The 21,403-nt window shown below is 33.1% G+C and carries 16 protein-coding genes; 6 read left to right on the top strand and 10 right to left on the bottom strand.

Annotation, left to right across the window (positions count from 1 at the left end; genetic code table 11):
• Positions 1-18: 18 nt before the first annotated feature.
• The 5 genes from Z053_RS0107365 to trmB form a co-directional block, all read right to left on the bottom strand.
• Positions 19-258, bottom strand: coding sequence for a NifU family protein (locus tag Z053_RS0107365; protein WP_025664402.1), 240 nt, complete (start codon positions 256-258; stop codon positions 19-21).
• 3 nt (positions 259-261) lie between these two features.
• Positions 262-1,401, bottom strand: coding sequence for an Mrp/NBP35 family ATP-binding protein (locus Z053_RS0107360; RefSeq protein ID WP_025664401.1), 1,140 nt, complete (start codon positions 1,399-1,401; stop codon positions 262-264).
• A 173-nt stretch (positions 1,402-1,574) separates the two neighbouring features.
• Positions 1,575-1,937, bottom strand: a complete 363-nt coding sequence (locus Z053_RS0107355) for an MGMT family protein (RefSeq protein WP_025664400.1) — start codon at positions 1,935-1,937, stop codon at positions 1,575-1,577.
• Positions 1,928-2,557, bottom strand: coding sequence for a LysE family translocator (locus Z053_RS0107350; protein WP_025664399.1), 630 nt, complete (start codon positions 2,555-2,557; stop codon positions 1,928-1,930). Before Z053_RS0107350 ends, Z053_RS0107355 begins: the two co-directional genes overlap by 10 nt.
• Before the next feature lie 14 nt (positions 2,558-2,571).
• The gene (gene trmB / locus Z053_RS0107345; protein WP_025664398.1) at positions 2,572-3,246 is read right to left on the bottom strand and encodes a tRNA (guanosine(46)-N7)-methyltransferase TrmB; all 675 of its coding nucleotides are present in this window, start codon (positions 3,244-3,246) and stop codon (positions 2,572-2,574) included.
• Between the two features lie 294 nt (positions 3,247-3,540).
• Here trmB and Z053_RS0107340 point away from each other — a divergent pair, with 294 nt between their 5' ends.
• Complete coding sequence (locus Z053_RS0107340; protein ID WP_025664397.1) at positions 3,541-4,596, top strand: glycosyltransferase; 1,056 nt, start codon at positions 3,541-3,543, stop codon at positions 4,594-4,596.
• Here the strand turns inward: Z053_RS0107340 and Z053_RS0107335 are convergent.
• The 5 genes from Z053_RS0107335 to chrA form a co-directional block, all read right to left on the bottom strand.
• Entirely contained in the window at positions 4,534-5,613 is a 1,080-nt protein-coding gene (locus Z053_RS0107335; RefSeq protein ID WP_025664396.1) for a sensor histidine kinase, read from the bottom strand. The two genes, Z053_RS0107340 and Z053_RS0107335, sit on opposite strands and share 63 nt — an antisense overlap.
• Complete coding sequence (locus Z053_RS0107330) at positions 5,613-6,296, bottom strand: response regulator transcription factor (RefSeq protein WP_025664395.1); 684 nt, start codon at positions 6,294-6,296, stop codon at positions 5,613-5,615. The genes Z053_RS0107335 and Z053_RS0107330 overlap by 1 nt, the downstream gene beginning before the upstream one ends.
• 226 nt (positions 6,297-6,522) lie before the next feature.
• Positions 6,523-8,910, bottom strand: coding sequence for an inorganic phosphate transporter (locus Z053_RS0107325; protein ID WP_025664394.1), 2,388 nt, complete (start codon positions 8,908-8,910; stop codon positions 6,523-6,525).
• Positions 8,911-8,987: 77 nt separating this feature from the next.
• Positions 8,988-10,187: a porin gene (locus tag Z053_RS0107320; RefSeq protein WP_025664393.1), complete on the bottom strand. Its 1,200-nt coding sequence runs from the start codon at positions 10,185-10,187 to the stop codon at positions 8,988-8,990.
• Positions 10,188-10,470: 283 nt separating this feature from the next.
• Positions 10,471-11,601 carry a chromate efflux transporter gene (chrA, locus tag Z053_RS0107315; RefSeq protein ID WP_025664392.1) on the bottom strand — a complete coding sequence of 377 codons (1,131 nt, stop codon included), beginning with the start codon at positions 11,599-11,601 and terminating at the stop codon, positions 10,471-10,473.
• Between the two features lie 270 nt (positions 11,602-11,871).
• Between chrA and Z053_RS0107310 the strand changes: the two genes are divergently transcribed.
• From Z053_RS0107310 to Z053_RS0107290, 5 genes are all read left to right on the top strand, one after another.
• Positions 11,872-12,231, top strand: a complete 360-nt coding sequence (locus Z053_RS0107310; RefSeq protein ID WP_025664391.1) for a toxin-antitoxin system YwqK family antitoxin — start codon at positions 11,872-11,874, stop codon at positions 12,229-12,231.
• 381 nt (positions 12,232-12,612) lie between these two features.
• On the top strand, positions 12,613-15,411 hold the full coding sequence (locus tag Z053_RS0107305) for a TonB-dependent receptor (RefSeq protein ID WP_025664390.1): 2,799 nt from the start codon (positions 12,613-12,615) through the stop codon (positions 15,409-15,411).
• Between the two features lie 41 nt (positions 15,412-15,452).
• The gene (locus Z053_RS0107300; RefSeq protein WP_025664389.1) at positions 15,453-16,757 is read left to right on the top strand and encodes a hypothetical protein; all 1,305 of its coding nucleotides are present in this window, start codon (positions 15,453-15,455) and stop codon (positions 16,755-16,757) included.
• 518 nt (positions 16,758-17,275) lie between these two features.
• A complete protein-coding gene (locus tag Z053_RS0107295; RefSeq protein ID WP_025664388.1) occupies positions 17,276-20,041 on the top strand; it encodes a TonB-dependent receptor in 2,766 nt (921 codons plus the stop codon).
• Between the two features lie 135 nt (positions 20,042-20,176).
• Positions 20,177-21,394 (top strand): hypothetical protein, encoded by a 1,218-nt coding sequence (locus Z053_RS0107290; RefSeq protein ID WP_025664387.1) that lies wholly within the window; start codon positions 20,177-20,179, stop codon positions 21,392-21,394.
• Positions 21,395-21,403 lie beyond the last annotated feature (9 nt).

The following is a 21,403-nucleotide window of genomic DNA, read 5'->3' as shown; positions in this document are numbered from 1 at the left end:
TATTATTAAGTAATATACTTATTCTATATTAAGTACCGATTCGATTTGAGGAGCATATTTTTTAATCGTCATTTCTACTCCAGATTTAAGAGTCATTTGATTTACACTGCACCCTACACATGCGCCTTCTAATTGAACCTTAACGATCTTATCATCTTCAATAGAAATTAAAGAAATATTTCCTCCATCACTCTCCAAAAACGGCCTTATTTCATCTAGGGCCTTTTCTACATTAATTTTTAATTCTTCAGAAGTCATTTTCTATTTTTTTACAGCAGAACAGCCTGCCATTGTTGTTATTTTAATTGCTTCGGTTGGAGGTAGATTATCATTTCTGTTCACTACTTCCTGAACCACATTTTTTGTCAATTCTTCAAAGGCTTTTTCTATTGGTGTTGCTGTCTGTAATGCTGCAGGTCTACCTGCATCTCCAGCTTCACGTATACTTTGCACTAATGGAATCTCTCCCAAAAATGGAACATCGAGATCCTCTGCAAGGTATTTAGCTCCTTCTTTACCAAAGATATAATATTTATTGTTAGGAAGCTCTTCTGGTGTAAAATATGCCATATTTTCTATAATCCCGAGGACAGGTACATTAATACTGTCTTGTTGAAACATAGCTACTCCTTTTCTGGCATCTGCTAATGCTACATTTTGAGGAGTACTAACTACTACTGCTCCCGTTATCGGCAGTGACTGCATAATAGACAAATGTATATCTCCTGTACCAGGTGGTAAATCGATTAACATAAAATCGAGCTCTCCCCATGCGGCATCAAAAATCATTTGATTTAATGCTTTTGCTGCCATTGGCCCTCTCCAAACTACCGCCTGATCTGGTTGGGTAAAAAATCCAATAGATAAAATCTTAACTCCATAATTTTCTATGGGCTTCATTTTAGATTTTCCATCCTCTTTTACAGAAAGAGGTCGTTCGCGTTCTACATCAAACATTATAGGAACAGAAGGGCCGTAGATATCTGCATCTAATACACCAACTTTAAATCCCATTTTGGCCAAAGTTGCAGCAAGATTAGAGGTTACTGTAGATTTACCTACACCTCCTTTACCAGAAGCTACTGCAATAATATTAGTAATTCCCGGGATAGGTTTTCCTTTAATCTCGTTGTTTTGTGGTTGAACAGCAGGCGCTTCGACTTTGAGGTTAACTTTAACCTTTGCTTTCTCATATACTTTCTCATGAATAACTTTCATTACATCTACTTCTGCACGTTTACGAATATGTAATGCTGGGGTGGTCAAAACTAAATCTACAATGACCTCGTCACCAAAAGTAATTACATTTTTTACAGCACCACTTTCTACCATGTTCTTACCTTCGCCAGCCACAGTGATAGTCTCTAATGCTTTTAAGATATCCGATTTCTCTAACTTCATGAGTATTATTTCTTTTTCTAACTAATTTGATCAATTCAGATTGATCCTAAGTACAAAGATAGGTCGAAAAGTTAAGATTATAAAGCCTATAAATTGAAATGATTTATAGCAGTATCGCTATTGATTATATCCTAATATTTGTAAATTTTTGAAAAATTAGGAGATTAGAAGGATTATAACTCTTTCATAGGGTCCCAAAACAGTTTTTCGAAATCTATAATTTGGTTATCTACAACTTCAACACCTTCATTTTCTAGTAACTGTTGCATTAGATTAGTGCCTTGAAAATGATGTTTTCCGGTAAGAATTCCTTTTCTATTTACAACACGGTGGGCAGGAACATCTTCACGGCCTCCGCAGGCATTCATAGCCCAACCTACCATTCGAGCACTACGTGCGGCACCCAAACATTTTGCGATAGCTCCATAAGAAGTGACTCTACCGTATGGAATAAGTTTGGCAACTTCATATACTCTTTCAAAAAAATTTGTGTCAGATTCTGATCCGGTATCTATATCATTTTTCTTTACTCCCATGTATATATAATTCTTGCTAAGGTTATCACTACTAGAATCAACATTAATATTCCCATAAAATAATTAGAGTATTTGGCAATAGATGCAGTTTTCTTTTCGATTTTAAGGAAAGAAAATACATAAAAATAGAGGGTTACAAAGGTTCCTGCTCCAGCCGCTATGATAAAAGCAGTAATTCGCAGGGTATCGTATTCTATTTTTCCACTAACACTCATTCCTGCGGCAATAGCACAGAAATAGGGTATGGGTAATACATTAATTGCAGACATCATAACACCTTTAAAAAAGCTTCTGGTGTCATTATTTCGATATACTTTTATTTTTGTGCTTTTTTGTTTTGCTTTTGCAAAAAAATAGATAGCCATGAAAAAAAAGATCACTGCTCCTGTACGAAGTAATATATTTCTAACATATGGATTGAAGAAAATATACTTGGCCAAAAGAATTGCTATTAATGCCTGAAATATTACAACTATTGATGCACCAATTGCAACTAAAATTCCGTTATTTTTACCTCTCTCTAGGCAAGTTCTGGCTACTGTCATATTTACCAATCCAGGAGGAATTACTCCAACTAGTGATGCAAAAAATGTAACTAAAAATAGTTTGGTAGTTTCCAAAATTAATGAGGTAATTACGTGATCTTAAATTGGATGTAAGTTATAGGTTTATTTTGTTCTAAATATTGTTTTTCATAAAAAGTTTGAATCGAAGTTACAACTTCTGGAGACCCTTCATTGTGATACACATTATGATTAGAATAGAATATATTATGCCCTTCGCCATGCAATAGTCCTAATGTGTATCCATGCATAAATTCGCTATCTGTTTTAAGATGTACAATGCCGTTTGGTTTTAGGATTTTTTTATAACGTTGTAAAAAATCATGATTGGTTAATCGATGTTTTGTACGTTTATATTTGATCTGTGGATCTGGGAAGGTAATCCATATTTCATCAATCTCTTGTTTTTCAAAAATATGATCGATTAATTCTATTTGAGTTCTTATAAACCCTACGTTAGACATCTCATTTTCTATTGCGGTTTTCGCTCCTCGCCAAAAACGTGCCCCTTTAATATCAATACCAATAAAATTTTTATCAGGATATTTTTCTGCTAGCCCCACGGTATACTCTCCTTTACCACAACCTAACTCTAGAACGATTGGATTTTGGTTTTTGAAAAAATTATCATTCCATTTTCCTTTATATCCTAATGTATTATTGATTACATCCTCTCTAGTAGGTTCTACTACATTATGAAAGGTTTTGTTTTCGTTAAATCGTTTTAATTTATTCTTACTACCCACTGATCCTCTTAATTTCTTTACTTACTTGTCTTTTAAATTCGATTTGTGTTACACTAACTCTTTTCGATATTGTCTTTTTCAATACGGTTGATGTAATTTTTTATATCGAATATCTGTATTTGTTATCATTCAGATTCAATTAAATAATCAATACATTCTTGTTTTTGAATATAAAATTTCACTTAAGATAATTTTTTGGTAAAATTAAGGAAATATATGCATAAGAAAATAGGATTACTTTTATTATTAAGAATCAAATTGATAGTTACTATAACAACTTAAATACTAGAACGTTTGAATAAAAAAGTACTTGTTGCTCCTCTTAATTGGGGACTAGGTCATGCAACCCGATGTATTCCTATTATCAATGCATTACTAGCAGAAGGTTTAGAGCCTGTTATTGCTTCTGATGGGGTTGCCTTATCACTATTAAAGAAGGAGTTCCCTATGCTACTTACCAAAGAACTCCCTTCTTATAATATAGAGTATTCTAAAAAAGGGAGTAATTTCAAATTAAAGATGTTGTTAAACAGTCCTAAAATTGCTCATGCAATTAGTGCTGAAAAAAAGGCAATAAAAAAAATCATTGAAGAGGAAAATTTTTGTGGTATTATCTCTGATAACAGAATGGGAGTACGACATAAGAGTATTCCTTCGGTATTTATTACGCATCAACTTACTGTATTAAGCGGAAAAACTACTTCTATTAGTACTAAACTACATAATAAGTATATTAAAAAATTTGATGTGTGTTGGGTTCCTGATATGGCAGATGATCCTAATCTTAGTGGTGAGTTAGGGCATCCTAAGAGAAACAATATTCCTGTGACTTATCTTGGGCCGTTAAGTAGATTTGAGTATCAAATTGTGCCTAAAAAATATGATATTATGGTATTGCTTTCTGGCCCAGAACCACAACGTACGCTATTAGAGCAAAAGCTGTTTTATGAATTTGAACAAAGTGATAAGAGGATTGTATTTGTACGCGGACTTATTGAAGAAACCCAACAGACGTATGTGAAAAATAATATTACTATTCATAATTATTTAACTGGAAAAGATCTGGAAGATACTATTAATAGTAGTAACCTGATTATTTCAAGATCTGGATATACAACAGTAATGGATCTTGCAAAATTGAAGAAAAAAGCTTTCTTTATACCAACTCCCGGACAGTTTGAGCAAGAATATCTTGCAGAGCGTTTAACGGTTAATAAGCTAGTTCCTAGTTGTAATCAGAACGAGTTTACATTAACAAAACTAAGGGATTTAAATGCATACAGAGGGTTAAGTAGTTTTAGTACCGATATTGACTATAGGGAACTTTTTCACTTTTTCCAAAGTAAATGAAAATTCGCTTCCCACTCGATAATCACTTTCTACATAAATGCGCTCATGATGCGCCTCGATAATGTGTTTTACAATAGCTAGCCCAAGACCAGATCCACCTTCTTTACGCGATCCACTTTTGTCTACACGATAAAAACGCTCAAACAGTCGTGGAATATGGGCTTGCGCAATTCCTTCACCATTATCTGTAATTCTAACAATGGTTTTATTACGGATTAAATCTTCGATGCTTATTTCTGTAGTACCATCTTCTTTTCCGTATTTTATTGAATTTACAATCAAATTAGAAAGTACTTGTTGTATACGTTCTTTATCGGCATGTACGAGTATAGGTTCTTCATAATTCATATCAAACGTAAGAGCAATGTTCTTTTTTGCAGCTTTCATTTCATATAAATCAAACACACTTTGTACTAATTCTACAATGTCAAAATTGGTATAATTAAGATTAAGATCACCTACTTCAAGTTTGGTAATCATATCCAGATCATTTACAATATAAATCAAGCGTTCAACTCCTTTGTTTGCACGATTTAAATATTTGTCAAGAATTTCGGGATCATCCATTGCGCCATCGAGGAGGGTAAGAATATACCCCTGAACAGTAAACAAGGGTGTTTTTAGCTCATGAGAAACGTTACCCATAAATTCTTTACGATAAGCTTCTCTAATTTTTAGAGTTTCGATCTCTGTTTTTCTTTGTTGGGCAAACTTTTCAACTTCTTTGATAAGAGTTCTCATGTCTGTAGTTACAGGGCCTTCTCCAATAGAATCTACTTCCAGCATTTCGATATCATCATAGATTTTACGTACTCTACGATAAATAAACTTTTCTACCCTGTACTGAATAATGAGAAAACAAATTAGATAACAAAGCACTATAAAACCAATTATAATAAATGGATTAAACAGTGATTGAATGTATAAAAAAACGCTCAATGCGAGCGTTAATAATATGGTTATATATAAAGAAGATAGATATGCAAATCTATACGACTTTTTAAAGTTTTCTGCCATTAAACTACAAACTTATATCCTACTCCTTTAATAGTTTTAAAACTATTATCGCCGATTTTCTCTCTTAATTTTCTAATGTGCACATCAATTGTACGACCGCCTACAATGACTTCATTGCCCCAAACCTTATCAAGAATATCTTCTCGCTTAAAAACCTTGCCAGGCTTAGAGGCCAATAAAGATAGTAATTCGAATTCTTTTCTTGGTAATACAATTTCTTTTTTGTCTTTAACAATTTTGTATTCATCTCTGTTAATGACCAAATTTCCTATTTTAACAACATTGTCTGAAGACTCTTCTTCTTTAAGTCTTCTTAATAGAGCTTTTACTTTACTTACTAAAACTTTTGGGCGAATGGGTTTTGTGATATAATCATCTGCTCCGGCATCAAAACCAGCAACTTGAGAATAGTCTTCGCCACGTGCTGTAAGGAAGGTAATGATTGTATTTTGCAAGTCTGGTAACTTTCTTATATGCTCACAGGCTTCTATACCATCCATTTCTGGCATCATTACATCAAGAATAATTAGATGTGGTTTTTTCTTTTTTGCAGCTTTTACAGCTTCAACACCATTTTCTGCAGTTATTACTGTATATCCTTCTGCAGTAAGGTTATACCCAACAATTTCTAAAATATCGGGTTCATCATCAACTAATAGTATCGTAATATCTTTTTTGTTCATTATAGTATAGCATTACATAACATTGGATAAATATACCACTTAATACGAAGTATACATATTTATATAGATTTGGTAACGATAAGCTAACATTTGTCATGTGAGTAGATAACATTTGCTTAACGTGATGATTTTTTGTGCCAAATCCATATAGTGAAGTTAAAAATAAAAAAGGCTAAACATCAATATATTTAGCCTTTTTTACAATTTTTATTAGTGGTGAGATCTACTATTTGTGTTCTCTATAGGTCTCTAACAAGTTCATTGTTGCGGTAATAAGATCTTTGGTTTCTAATAGTAATCCAAAATACAAGGTGGTGTTTTTTGGGCTATTTTCTTCAGTTCTCGTTCTAGCAACTTGTTTATCAATTTTTTGATTTACCTTATTAAAGAGTTCTTGTTTTTCATTAATAATGGTATCAATATGATCAAAGTCTCTATCACTAAATGCTTTTTTGATTTGCCCGAACAACTCATTTAATTGTTCTTCGATTTCTTTTAAATCTTTAATCTGATTAAATCGAAGTTTTTTATGATTGTTGTTTACATGTTTGTGACTTGCTTTAGTGATATATTCTAAAGACTGAGACATATCTTGTAGATACCCTAAAATATTAATATAAAAATTACTGGCACCTACACTAGACTCATCCAGATTCTTGATAAAGTAAAAAATATTGTCTCTTAGTTCTTCAACTTCCTCATCTAGTTTAGCAATTCCTTTTTTACTTTTCTTTAAGGCGATTAAATCATATTTCACAAGGCTTTCTATTGTGCTTGTGTAAATTTTATTTCCTCTGTTTACAAAGGATTTGATATTATCTGCACTTTCTTCGATAACTCCTTGAACAGAGCTGCTCTCAGAATTTTTAAGACTATCTTCTGCTTTCTCTGCTTTAACTCTCTTTCTATAATTAATAGTGTTTCTTACCAAAAGCAATACAGCAATAAGTAATAATACTGCAACCATTATAGGGCCACCAAGATTAATCAAAAACGCTACTGTTGCAGCTGCGACAAATGCACTTATAGCAGTAAAGAACCATCCGCCAATTACGTTAAGCACTCCTGCTACACGATATACTGCACTCTCTGTTCCCCAAGCTCTATCTGCTAATGAGGTACCCATTGCAACCATAAAAGTAACATAGGTTGTAGAAAGTGGTAATCCCATAGAAGTTGCAATAGAAATTAAGACTCCGGCAACCATAAGATTTACTGCAGCTCTTACCATATCAAATGCAGGCATTTCGTAGCTTTTATTCTTTGGTAAGTCTATAACGGGTTTGGTAAATCTTTTTTCTATAAACTCCATTGCAGGTTTTGGTGTAATAATACCTAGTCCCTGAGATATCAAAACGGTACTTCTTACAACACCTCTTGATAGAAAATTTGGCTTAAAACGTTCTTTGGCTTCTCCTTCTCTAGAAAGGTTAATTTCGGTATCGGCAACGTATCGAGCTTTTTTTGAAAACCATAATGTAAGTACCATTATTATTCCTGAACCAAATAGTAGTAAAGTTGGAGTGTCTACTTTTTTGGCTAAAACATCCATAGAAAACTCTGTAGCAGGAATACCAGAAGCTACCCAGGCTTCATAAGATTGCCAGCCCGCTATAGGTACCCCAATAAAGTTTACCAAATCGTTACCCGAAAAAGCTAATGCTAATCCAAATGTACCTACAATAATGATAAGCTTATAGATATTTACTTTAAAGAAATTAATAAGTAGGTAAGATAATACTGACCACAATACAAAACCGGCAGCTACGATCTGAAATACATAGGTTTCTAAATATCCTCTTAAAGTCATTTTGATTGTTCCTGCATCACCATCTATCTTGAAAAGGTTTTTCTGAGCTTTTGCCAGTTCCTTTACATTTTCATACGTACTACCAAAATAAGTATTGGCCCAATCTAATAGCCCTTCAGGACCTCCATTATATACAACATCAACTATAGCTTTGGCGTAATTGGTTCCTTTAATTCCTTTCATGAAAATGAAATACAATAATGCAGTTAATGCAATTCCTCCGAATAAAGCACCAACCCATTTAGCTTTCTTTTCAAAATTATAGGATAGTAATAAACGAGTTATAAATTGTACAATAGCACCTACCGAGAATGCTATCACTACCGAGAGCAAAATACCACTAATAATTTTTGTTGCTGTCTTGGTGTTAATGTAATTTCCTAAATCAGAAAAAGCTAACCCTTGATCCGCTCCAATTTTAATTAGTGCAATAGATACTGCTGCTCCTAAAAGATTAAATACAATAGATACCGTTGTCGAAGTTGGCATCCCCAGCGTGTTAAAAAAATCGAGAAGGAGAATGTCGGTAATCATAACTGCCATAAAAATGATCATGATTTCATCAAAATAGAATTCACCAGGATTAAAAATTCCTTTTCTCGCTACTTCCATTAATCCACTAGAGAAAACGGCTCCAGCTGCAATACCAATACTGGCAACAATCATTATCGTTCTAAAAGAAACTGCTTTAGAACCAATAGCAGAATTTAAGAAGTTAACAGCATCATTACTAACTCCCACAATAAGGTCGGCAACCGCTAATATTGCTAGCGCGACTACCATTAATAAATAAATATTATCCATACTTTTTGTTTAAGGTGCAAATATTATAATCAATTCTCAGCTTAATGTTACCAAACTGTTATGTATTAGCTTGTGATTTAGAAATGTATATCAAATTGTAATCTATACATTAACCCACTACCATTACCATCTTCAGTGGTATAACTTATATCGGATTGAACTTTTAAGTTATGACCAGCTACATATTTTGATACCCCAAGGGTATATTGTTCTTCAAGATTTTTTCCAACAATTGCATCATAATTAAGATTGGTATAGCGTCCTGCTATTTCCCAATTACTTTTAAACAAATATCCAGCTTGAAGATTTATCGCATTACCAACCTGAACTATATCTCCAGTTGGTGTTCCATCTTCTTCTACTGCAATTGCTTCATCAGCTTCTCTATCGGCAAACTCTCCCATAAAAGAAAACCCTTTGTACTTAAACATAGCATCTACAAATATGGTAGAGATATTAGTCTCGTAAAAACCAGTACTGGTTTGCATATAAGATCCTTGATTACTTCTGTTTTTTACAGCATCGGCATTAAAGTCATAAGTAGCTGCCAGCATTAATTTAGGAGTTTGTTCTCTCTTAAGATCTCCTCCTTTATAATCTCCTTTACTTTTAAATTTGCCAAAAGGTAACAATTCTAGCCTTCCTGTATATTGATGACCGCCTAAATTTCCACTGGTAATATTTCTTCCTTCTCCCTGGGAAACTGCAAAAATTTCTCTAATGATGAATTTATCTGATAATTTAAAATGATGTCTTAACTGTATTCCTAAATCACGATCTATATTAAAACGACTATTTAACCTAGAACGATCTACTAATTGCAAGTTTGCCGAAGAAATAACACGTTCTACGTTCCCTGGCAATTTTGTTTGTCCGGCCCAAAGTGTAAAGTTTTTATAGAAATTCCACTTTATAACAGCATCTAGAATATAACGTGGAGCATTGCTAGTGAATTCTGAAGCTCCAGAAATATCTCTATTAGATACCCCCAATTCTATTTTATATTTAATTTTTGGGCTATAAGCAAAACCGCTAAATTTTAAACGTGCTCTTCTTACGAGAAAGTTGGTTTCAGGTTTACTATAATTATTATCGTTAATATCCCAACCGGTAGTAGAAAGTAATTGAAATCTGGTTGCAAATTTCATGCTCCACGAGCTATCTTTGGCAACGACATTTAAGATTCCTTTTCCAAATTTGGTCTCAGTAGTTTCCTGAGCATTTACAAAACAAAGCGTAAATAGAACTAACGCTGTTAGTGTATTCTTTAATTTCATAATCGATACTAGTTTTTGTCGCTTGCAAAGAACCTGTACCAATGTTAAGTTAATGTTAACTTAATGTTTTATAATGATTATATTAAGATGTTTTTTTTTAAGTATTTATGCAAAAACGAAAAAGGCTAACCGTTTTCGGTTAGCCCTGTATTTCAAAAATCTAAGTCGACAAAAACTAATATGATTTTTTGAAACTACAAATGTCGTCTTACGACTCGCCAAAAATATTTTATTTGGCGAGTTTTTATGTTACCAAAACTTTAAGCTATCGTTAAAAGTGGCTCTATATAAGACTTAACACGTACCCCAAAAGTGATCCTCCAAGTACAATCCACATGGGATTTACTTTCTTAAACCCAAAAATCATAATAACACCTATCAAAGCAATAAGTATTGCTTTCCAGTCGATTAAGGTATCTAAAGACATTGTAAACAATACCGATAACATGATAGAAACTGCAGCAATATTGACAGTGTCGAGAAAATAGCTAAGTATTTTGGATTTTCTCATTTTGGGTACTAATGGATTAAGAAGTAATACAAAAAGAAAAGAAGGAAGAAAGATTCCTAGTGTAGCTGCTATGGCTCCCCAAAATCCAGCTAATTGATAACCAATAAAGGTTGCGGTAGATAAAACAGGACCTGGTGTAAATTGACCAACTGCAATGGCATCTATCAATTCTGATCTTGTTAACCAGCCTTTTGTAACTAATTCTGCATCTAGATATGCAAATAAAACATAACCACTACCATATAATATAGCGCCAACTTTAAAAAATGTCCAAAGAACTTTTATAGAAGAAAGTTTAATAAAAGTAAATGTAGAAATTTTAAATATGAAGAATGGGGCAATGGATTTGGGTGAGGTATTTAGTTTGGATTTAGAATAAAAATATAGTGTTCCAAAAAGACCTGCGCTTAACAATGCAATAACTTCATTTACTCCCAATAAGCTAATAACTAGTACTAAAGCTCCTATTATGCCTAGTTCCCAGTTTTTTAATGCTTTTTTTCCTAATTTTAGAATTGCCGATAAAATAATAGCAAGTACGGCGGGTTTGATACCAAAAATAAAAGGAGTTACCTCGGGTAGCTGTCCATAAGAAGTATAAAACCAGGCCAACACTCCTGTAATAACTACTGCGGGAAAAACAAAACAGGCTCCGGCAACAAATAGACCAGCAGTTCCTGCACGCTCATGCCCACAATGCATGGTCATTTCGGTAGAATTGGGACCAGGAATTAGATTAGTGGCTCCGATAAGATCCAGAAAATGTTGTTTATCCATCCATTTTCTTTTATCTACTACTTCATTTTCCATCATGGCAATATGTGCTGCCGGACCACCAAAAGCAAAACAACCTAGTTTAAAAAAAACAATAGCAACCTCAATAAGTCTTTTCTTGTTATTCATTTAAATATAATAAACCTATAAAATGACACAGAATAATTTAACGTCATCAAAAGTATAAATATAATACTGGTCATGATAATAAAAATAAGACTGGATTGATAATTTTAAATATTACAAAGGAGAGTTTTTTAGCAAGCTAAACAAGTGAAGATGAGTGGATTATGGGATTAATGTTAATTTAATGTTACCGAAATGTTGTTTAAATGTAAAATAAATATTACTTTTATAATATAAGTCGACATCCCAAATAATAATAAAACATTTAAAATCATGAAAAAGATAATAGTAGCAATGGCCATTTTATTTTCGGCGACTGTAATGGCTCAGGATGTAAAACCTACTTTTGAAAAGCAAGGAGATCAGATTAAAGGTACATTTTATTTTGAAGATGGAACAGTAAGACAACAAGGTTTCTATAATAAAGAAGGTAAGCTTCATGGAGAGTGGAAATCATATGATGCTACTGGAAAGAAAATTGCCATGGGGCAATATGATAATGGAGTAAAAACAGGAAAATGGTTTTTCTGGAATGCAGATAAATTATCTGAAGTAAATTATGATAAAAATCAAATTGCTGATGTAACAACTTGGTCGGGTAAAGACAATGTAGTTGTGAATTATAAAAACTAGATTTTACTACAAAAAATACACAAAAAAGACTTCCAATTTGGAAGTCTTTTTTGTAGGTAAAATCTTCAAAAAATAACAACACTACTTCTACAATTTGACTTTTTACTCTTAGAAAATTTTTAATATTTTTTTACATTCCCTATATAACAGAGGCTTTTCTTAACAATTAAGTAAGTTTTTGTCGAAGAGAGAAATTCTCATTGTTTTTTTATTCTCAATCCTTTACAGTCACCTCTAACAAATTATTAATGTTAAGAAAACATGCTATAAACATGGACTGATAACATTTACCTAACATTAATATGACACATAATTAATTTTTGAATAACACACATTTAACACTACCTGTCGTTCTTTGCCGGGAATTTCAGAACAAGTTAAATGAGAAAAATTGTTACACTTTTTGCGTTATTTTTTGTAGGAATACTCTTCGCGCAAGAAACCGGTTCGATTACCGGAACATTATTAGACAAGGAATCTAATAATCAACCTTTACCTTTTGCTAATGTATTAATTAAAGGAACAACAAAAGGAACGACTACAGATTTTGATGGTTTATATACTATTGAAAATCTGGAGCCAGGGACATATGTACTAGAGTTTAGTTTTGTAGGATATGAAACTTTAGACATTAAAGATGTAATCGTAAAGTCAAATGAAGCTACTACTGTTAATACTGCAATGGCAGCAAGTGCAGCTGCACTAGATGAGGTTGTAATTAAAACTACTACTAAAAAGGAATCTGAAGCAGCTATTTTATTAGAACAAAAAAATGCGGTGACTATTCAACAAAAGATAGGAGCGCAAGAACTTTCTAAAAAAGGAGTAAGTGATGTTGCTACAGGTTTAACTAAAGCAACTGGTATTTCTAGACAGAGTGATAAACTATATGTTCGTGGATTAGGAGATCGTTATAACAATGCCTATTTAAATGGACTGCCTATCCCGTCATTAAATCCAAAGTTAAAACTTATTGATCTTGGGATTTTTCCGACCGATATAGTTGAGAATTTAGGGATTTATAAAACATATTCTCCTAATATTTATGGTGATTTTGCTGGAGCAAGTGTAAATATCGATACCAAAGATCGCCCGGGGAAAGGCTTTTTAGAAGTTGGTTTTAGTTCGGGAGTAAATTCTAATGCTGTTAGTAATGATTTTTTCTTACTTAATGGTGGGCAATACGATGAATGGGGATTAGATGATGGATCTAGAAGAGTTCCTGTTTTCTTAGATATTCCGAATTACAATTATAATAGTACAGAGATAGATTACTATCCTTTTGATACTTCTTTTAATCCGGTAAAACGATTTAATGCTCCTGATGGTGGTATGAGTATAACTGGTGGTAAAACCTTTACGATAGCAGAAGATCAGAAATTAGATGTATTGGTTACTGCATCTTTTAGTCAGGATCATAAAACCGCACTTGATGGAACAGAAGCTTCTTTTAACTCTCAAGGAGGAGTAATTACAAATTTCGACAATACTGATCGATATCAATATAGTACCAATACTACTATATTGGGAAGTTTAGGGTATCGCTGGAATACTAATAACAAAATATTGGCAACTACCTTATTTGTAAACGATACTCAAGACGAATTAAGAGAATTTATTGGTATAGGTAGTGAAGCAGCAGATATTACAATTTATGCCAGAAGAGGAACGTATGAACAAAATAACCTGTTTACACAACAACTTACGGGAGAACATAGATTTAAAGAAAGTAAGTATAAATTAAGTTGGGGAGTTGCTTATAACAAAGCAAAAGGCTTAATACCCGATAGACGTCAATTGGTATTTACAGAAATTGACGAAGGTGTTCTTTTGCTTGGTGACAGAACAAGTCCTGATTTAGCAAATAACCAACGTTTTTACCAGGAACTAAATGAAAATGATTATTCTGGAAAAATTGATTTTGATATCAATTTTGGAAAAGATGAAGATGATAACTTTAAAAACAAATTAACTTTTGGAGTAGCAGGAAGATCAAAAGATAGAGATTTTGAATCTAATCAATTAAACTACAGCCTTAATAGTTTGAGAAATAGTAATGTAGATTTTAATAATCCAGATGCATTATTAAATGAAACCAATTTTCTTAACGGAGCATACATTGTTTTAGAAAACCTTAATCCAACAAGAATTTATGAGGCAGATTTATCGACCATTGCTGGGTATGTTAACTTACAATATGCATTAACAGAGAAACTAACCTTCAATGGAGGTGTTCGAGCAGAATTGTTTGAACAAAATGTGTTTTATAGAGAACAACAAGACTTAGAAACATCTCCTTTTAGAACTAGAAAAATTGATGAAACTTTTATTCTGCCTAGTATAAGCTTGAAGTATGAATTAAACTCAACATCAAACCTTCGTTTTGCAGCTAGTAAAACAGTTACATTACCAAAATTTACAGAAATAGCACCTTTCTTAGATGAAGATGTTACTGAAGCAACTTTAGGAAATCCGATACTAAAAAACTCTGATAATTATAATATAGATATCAAGTGGGAACATTTTCCAGAACAATCTGGCGAATTACTTGCAGCTACACTTTTTGGTAAGTATATCGAAAACCCAATCGAAAAAGTATTTGTAGCCTCAGCCTCAAATGTAAATACATTTATTAATTCTAATAATGCGATCATTTTTGGAGCAGAATTAGAATTTAAAAAGAATCTGGGTAATCTTTTTAATACAGAAGAAACCATCTGGAACAACTTAAATTTTGGTGTTAATACTACAATAATGTATACACAGGTAGAAATTGACCCAACGATTACCACATTTAATGGTTCTAATATCGCACCAACTAATGTAGAAAGACAATTACAAGGAGCTTCTCCTTTTCTTGTTAATACAGATTTATCATATTCTAAGACTTTTGATAATCATAAAATAACTTCAGGAATAGATTTCAACATCTTTGGAGATAGAGTGTATTCTGCAGGAGGAAATGGAGTAGGAGATATTTTCGAAAAAGGATTTGGAGTATTAAACTTTAATTTCAAAGATGAGATTGGAAAACATGTAGAAATAAGCCTTAAAGCTAAAAACTTATTAAACCCATCGATAGAACGATACCAGGATCAGGAAGACTTAGGTCAGGAGTTTACTACCTATAAATTTGATAACGGAATCAACTTTAGCCTTGGCGTTACTTTTAAACTTTAATTATAAACAGAAAACACAACTAAAATTAATCATTATATAAAATGAAAACTAAAAATTTACTTACGGGAATAGTAATCGGAACAGCAGTTTTATTTAGTGCTTGTACCATACAAGAAGATAATATCGGAGATATCACAATCAACCAGGGAGGTTCTGGTGGTGATACTTCTGGAACAGAAATATTAGAAGGTGAAATTAAAGAAAATCTCACCTTAAAATCAAGCGAAGTATACGAGCTAAGAGGGGGGGTATCTGTGGTAGATGGAGTTACATTAACAATAGAACCAGGAACAAAGATTATAGGAGGAAATACTGGTGGTGTGTTTGCATACCTAGCTATCGAGCAAGGAGCAAAAATTATAGCCGAAGGTACTGCAGCACAACCTATTGTATTTACTTCTAATAAATCTACTCCTAACCCTGGAGATTGGGGAGGATTATTATTAGCGGGTAAAGCCCCTATCAACAGAGGTACTACAGCAACAACAGAAGTTGCAAACCTTACCTATGGAGGAACCGATCCAGCAGATGACTCAGGAATACTACGTTATGTACGTTTAGAATATACTGGAGGGAAAATTAATGCGGATTCTGAGTATAATGGACTTTCATTATATGGTGTGGGTAGTGGAACTACTTTAGAATATATCCAGGCTTTTAATGGTAATGATGATGGAATTGAGTTTTTTGGAGGAACTGTAAATTTAAAATACGCAGTAGTAACTGGTGCTGCTGATGATTCTTTTGACTGGACCGATGGATGGGTAGGAAACGGACAGTTTTGGATTGTACAACAATCTACTAGAGAAGGAGATCATGGAATTGAAGGCGATAATCTAAAATCTAATAATGCTGCTACACCATTCTCTAATCCTACCTTATCTAATATTACGCTAATCGGTGCAGAAGATGGAGATGGAAAAAATGAAGCTATCTTATTTAGAAGAGGAACGAAAGTTTCTATTTATAATATGATTATTAAAGGTTTTTCTAAAGGAGTAGAGCTAAATGATAGTCAGACATTTACGAATTTAGATAATAATGAGCTTACTATTCGTAACTCAGTTATTGATAATTCAACATCTTTTGAGTTAAGCGCAGGTACTGCAACAGTAGATTTGGCTGATTTTGCAACTTTTAACAATTATTCTAAAGATCCTTCAGGAACAGATGTTCCCAGTGCTTTTGAAATAAGTGGTTTTAGAGGAACTTATTCGTATACTACTGCTGTAGATGGTGTAGATAATTTTGATCCTTCTACACTAGGAGCATTTTTTGACGCTGCTAACTATGCAGGAGCATTACAAGAGAGTGATACCTGGACATCAGATTGGACTCGTCAATAATATAATATCCCATATTTAAGTATTTGAATTGTAGAAGCTTGGCTAATAGCCAGGCTTCTTTTTTTTAGTTTATTTTAGAATAGATTATTTGTAAATTATTAATAATCAAATTAAAAGATTAAAAGCATAAAGAAAACTTACGTTGTTATCTTATATTCTGTTACCGTATTTTATCTTATTGTTAAGGCAGATTCTATGAATTTATCTGGTTTAACATCTTCATAACAATTCTCTAATAATTTGTAAAAAACAGATTTTGTATACTTGTCGATATTCGATACCCAAAAAATAGTATAGCTAAATAGCTCTCGATTGATGCGGGTAAACCTTATAATTCAATAGTTTATGGGTAGTTTAATAGTATAAAATTTTAGACGTAAAATTCCCTGAAAATCTTACAGATTTCGCCTTTTTATTCATTTTTCCTACATCACAATCCCTTAAACTAAGCATAATAGTGGGGTAAAGCCAATTACTGTAAAACCGTATTTATTTGTATCAGATTTTGAAAACACATAATGAGAAAAACATTTACAGTACTGGCACTATTTTTTATAGGCGCTATTTTTGCACAAGAAACCGGGACTATTGCCGGAAAATTATTAGATAAAGAATCAAACAATCAACCTCTTCCTTTTGCTAATGTAATTGTAGGAGGAACAGCTAAAGGAGCGTCTACAGATTTTGATGGATTATATGAGATTACGGGAGTTCCTGTAGGGACATATACGCTATTATTTAGTTTTACAGGGTATCAGACAGTAGAAATACCCAATGTAGTAGTAGAAGCAGATAAAGTAGCCGTGGTAGATGCTACTATGGGAGCTACAGCAGCAGCATTAGAAGAAGTTGTGATAAAAGTAGTTACTAATCGCGAACGCGAAGAAGCGTTGCTTTTAGAACAGAAAAACGCGATTCAAATAGAACAAAAAATTGGTGCAGAAGAGCTTTCGCGAAAAGGAGTAAGCGACGCAACAGCCGCAGCTGCCAAAATATCAGGAGTAGCAAAACAAGAAGGATCTAATAAGGTATATGTTAGAGGACTTGGCGACAGATATAATAGCACAACCCTAAATAATCTTCCGTTACCGTCAAACGATCCTAGATATAAAAATATTTCTTTAGACTTATTTCCTACAGATATTATACAGAATTTAGGAGTAAGTAAGGCTTTTTCTAATAACCAGAATGGAGACGTTGGAGGCGCGAATATAAATATTAACAGTAAGGTTTTTGAAGGTAAAAGTGGTTTTAAAGTAAGTGTATCCAGCGGAGTAAATTCTCAAGCTGTAGAAAATAAAGACTTTAAAACAATAGATGGTGCTAATTGGATTGGAATAGCCGACCATACAGATCCAAAATTAACAGACTTAACAGTATATGCTTTTGATGATAATCTGGCACCAAATAAATCTGGAATTGTACCCTTAAATCTTGGTGTTTCTTTAGATTGGGGAAAGAAATATAATTTTGGAGACGAAAGCTCGCTATCTATGTTCTTAGTTGGTTCTTTTAGTAATGGATATAACTATAAAGATGGTAGTTCAATAAACTTTAACAACGATGGTACTTTTGGAAGTAGTTATACAAGTGCCGAAGAATTTGACTACTCTAATACCAAGGTGGCAATGGGTAATTTTAAATATAAAATAAATTTATCCAATGACATATCTTACAACACCTTTTTGGTACACTCAAATAGTCAAAAAGTTCAGGATTATTTAGGAACAAAACCAGATGTTGCAGATACCGATGGCGAACTTGCACGAGTAGTACAGCAAACTCAGAATCAAAACCTATTGTATGTTAATCAACTTATTTCAAAACATGAAATAGGGAAATCTTTTGATATTGATTTGGGAGTGTCTTATAACTTGGTAAAGAATGATGAGCCTAATAGAAAAAGAAATATTTTTATCATTAATACCGATGAGGATGTAACTCGCTTGGCATCTGGTACACCGAGAAATAATAGTCGTTATTATCATAACCTTAAAGAAGATGATCTTAATGCCAAAGCAACAATAACAAGGTATTTTGGAGGAAGAGCGAAAGATGAAAATAAAGGAAAAATAACTCTTGCGTATAATTTTAGAAATACAACAAGGGATTTCGAAGCTATTTATTTCGATTATAATTTACCTAGTACTATAGTTATTGACCCTAATAATCTTGAAGCTACTTTAAACCAGGCAGCACTAGATAATGATGTCTTTAGGTTTACAACTGGTTTTGGTTTTGGAGAAAATGCTCTCGACCCATTTACATATGATGCTAATAAGGCTATGAACATTGCTGCGTTAGGTGTCGATTACAAGTTTTCTGAAAAGTTTTACGCCAGTGTAGGAGGAAGATTTGAAGATGTAAAAATGGAGGTAGAATGGTTTACCAATCTTACAAATTCAGATAGAGATAATGGAGGACCATTAAATATAGATGAAACTTATTTTCTTCCTTCTCTTAATCTGAAATATAATATCAACGAAAAAAATATACTTCGCCTTTCAGCAAGTCAGACCTATACATATCCTCAGTTTAAGGAAGTGGCACCATTTGTATATGAAGGGATTGATTATTTAGAATCTGGAAACCCCGAATTGAAACCATCTGATAACTATAATATCGATTTAAAATGGGAAATATACCCACAAAGTGATGAATTGATATCTGCTTCGGTATTTGGTAAACAGGTTAACGATGCAATCAACAGAATAGAACGAATATCTGCAGCCGACAGGAACTTCACATATGCTAATTTGGGAGATGCTACCATAGCAGGAATTGAAATTGAGGTTAAAAAGAACATATATAAAAATGAAACAGATGATGATAAATCTCAAAAATTAAGTGTTGGAGGAAATGCTACATATATGTATACGAATTTAGAATTCAAAGACACAGATAAGCTTGAAGATCAGGGGATTCTTATTACCGGTAAAGACTCTGAATTAGAAGGAGCGGCACCGCTTTTAATCAATAGTGATATCACGTATAGAAGTGTTAATGACAAGAAAGAGTTTTTGGCAACCTTGGTATTTGCATATCAAACCGATAAAGTATTTAGTATTGGGTCAAACTTCAATAATAATATTGTTCAAAAAGCTGTAGCCAATCTCGATTTTATTATGGAACGAAAGTTTAATGATCAAATAGGAATTAAATTCAAAGCCACTAACCTCTTAAATCCCAAAATTGAACAAATAAGGGATGTACCTCAAGAATTTGTTATGAGATCTTATCAAAGAGGAATAAATTTTTCACTAGGACTTAACTATAAATTTTAACATATAAAAAGCATTTTACCTTAAGATAAAATTAAAGTAAGATATATAACATATACATAATGAACCCTTTACTCTGAATTTAGATTCTATAGGGTTCTTTGTTAAGAATGAAATAATAACTCAAAAACAAACAAAATGAAAAAATTAAGGTTTTTACCAATATTAGTAATAGCAGCAACAATATTTTCTTGTTCTAGCGATGATGATTCTCCTGCACCGACTCCTTCTGAACCCACAAAAGATGGTACGATAGCTTCTCAGGATGATCCAGATTTAGATGAAGCAGACTTAAAAGGTAATATTACAGGTGATATTACTCTGGCGGCAAGTAAATCTTGGGTTCTTTCGGGTCCATTAACTGTAAAATCGGGGCAGACTTTAACTATAGAAGCAGGAACAACTGTAAAAGCAAAAGCCGGAGGTACTGACGTATACTTAGCTGTTGAGCAAGGAGCAAAAATTGAAGCCAAAGGTACTGCGGCTGCTCCTATAAAATTTACTTCAGATGCAGCTAATCCAAGACCGGGTGACTGGGGAGGAATAGTAATTGCAGGAAAAACTCCAACTAACAAAGGAGCAACTGCTGAGTCTGAAGTTGCAGGACTTAACTATGGAGGTACTGATAACGCAGATAACTCAGGAACTCTTACTTATGTAATTGCAGAATATACAGGAGCCAAAATTAATGGAGATCAGGAGTTTAATGGAATTTCTTTATATACTGTAGGTACCGGAACAACAATCAATAACATTGCTATTTTCAACGGTGCAGATGATGGTATTGAGTTCTTTGGTGGAACTGTAAGTGTAGAGAATGTTCTTTGTGTAAATATCAAAGATGATATGTTTGATGGTACAGAAGGATACACAGGTACTTTAACCAATCTATTTGGAGTTAGAGAAAACGGATTTAATGACGCTACCGAGGATCCAAGAGGTATAGAATTTGATAGTAATGGTTCTAACAATGCTGCAACTCCGGTTTCTAAACCTACTTTCGAAAAAGTTACTGTATTAAACCTTTCTGAAATAACTCCATTAAAAGCTGGAGCAGAAATAAGAAGAGGTACAGAAGCTACTATTAATAACGCTTTCTTTGGAACAGTTGGTAAAGCTTCTTTTGGAAACAGAGTAGATACAGATGATAAGAAAGGAAATGGTTCAGTTACTTTTACAAATGCTATACAACAAGGTGATGTAGGTGATGATAAAGTTGGAGGTACGATTACAGGTACTTTTACTACAGATAACGATGCTATTACTGTAGCTGCCGATGGTACTGTAACAGTAAAAGCTGGAGTTGGTGCAGATTTCTCAAAATTTGCTTGGACCAACTATACTGTAAAAGAATAATAATTACAA

Origin of the sequence: Aquimarina megaterium XH134 (assembly GCF_000520975.1) — a bacterium.
GTDB lineage: Bacteria > Bacteroidota > Bacteroidia > Flavobacteriales > Flavobacteriaceae > Aquimarina > Aquimarina megaterium.
Note: the sequence above shows the minus strand (reverse complement) of the source record. Positions and strands in the feature narration are given on the sequence as shown.

Coding starts and splice junctions, on each gene's coding strand:
- Z053_RS0107365 (WP_025664402.1), bottom strand. CDS start 258: ATGACTTCTGAAGAATTAAAAATTAATGTAGAAAAGGCCCTAGATGAA.
- Z053_RS0107330 (WP_025664395.1), bottom strand. CDS start 6,296: ATGAACAAAAAAGATATTACGATACTATTAGTTGATGATGAACCCGAT.
- Z053_RS0107305 (WP_025664390.1), top strand. CDS start 12,613: ATGAGAAAAATTGTTACACTTTTTGCGTTATTTTTTGTAGGAATACTC.
- chrA (WP_025664392.1), bottom strand. CDS start 11,601: ATGAATAACAAGAAAAGACTTATTGAGGTTGCTATTGTTTTTTTTAAA.
- Z053_RS0107335 (WP_025664396.1), bottom strand. CDS start 5,613: ATGGCAGAAAACTTTAAAAAGTCGTATAGATTTGCATATCTATCTTCT.
- Z053_RS0107300 (WP_025664389.1), top strand. CDS start 15,453: ATGAAAACTAAAAATTTACTTACGGGAATAGTAATCGGAACAGCAGTT.
- Z053_RS0107360 (WP_025664401.1), bottom strand. CDS start 1,401: ATGAAGTTAGAGAAATCGGATATCTTAAAAGCATTAGAGACTATCACT.
- Z053_RS0107310 (WP_025664391.1), top strand. CDS start 11,872: ATGAAAAAGATAATAGTAGCAATGGCCATTTTATTTTCGGCGACTGTA.
- Z053_RS0107355 (WP_025664400.1), bottom strand. CDS start 1,937: ATGGGAGTAAAGAAAAATGATATAGATACCGGATCAGAATCTGACACA.
- Z053_RS0107325 (WP_025664394.1), bottom strand. CDS start 8,910: ATGGATAATATTTATTTATTAATGGTAGTCGCGCTAGCAATATTAGCG.
- Z053_RS0107320 (WP_025664393.1), bottom strand. CDS start 10,187: ATGAAATTAAAGAATACACTAACAGCGTTAGTTCTATTTACGCTTTGT.
- Z053_RS0107295 (WP_025664388.1), top strand. CDS start 17,276: ATGAGAAAAACATTTACAGTACTGGCACTATTTTTTATAGGCGCTATT.
- Z053_RS0107290 (WP_025664387.1), top strand. CDS start 20,177: ATGAAAAAATTAAGGTTTTTACCAATATTAGTAATAGCAGCAACAATA.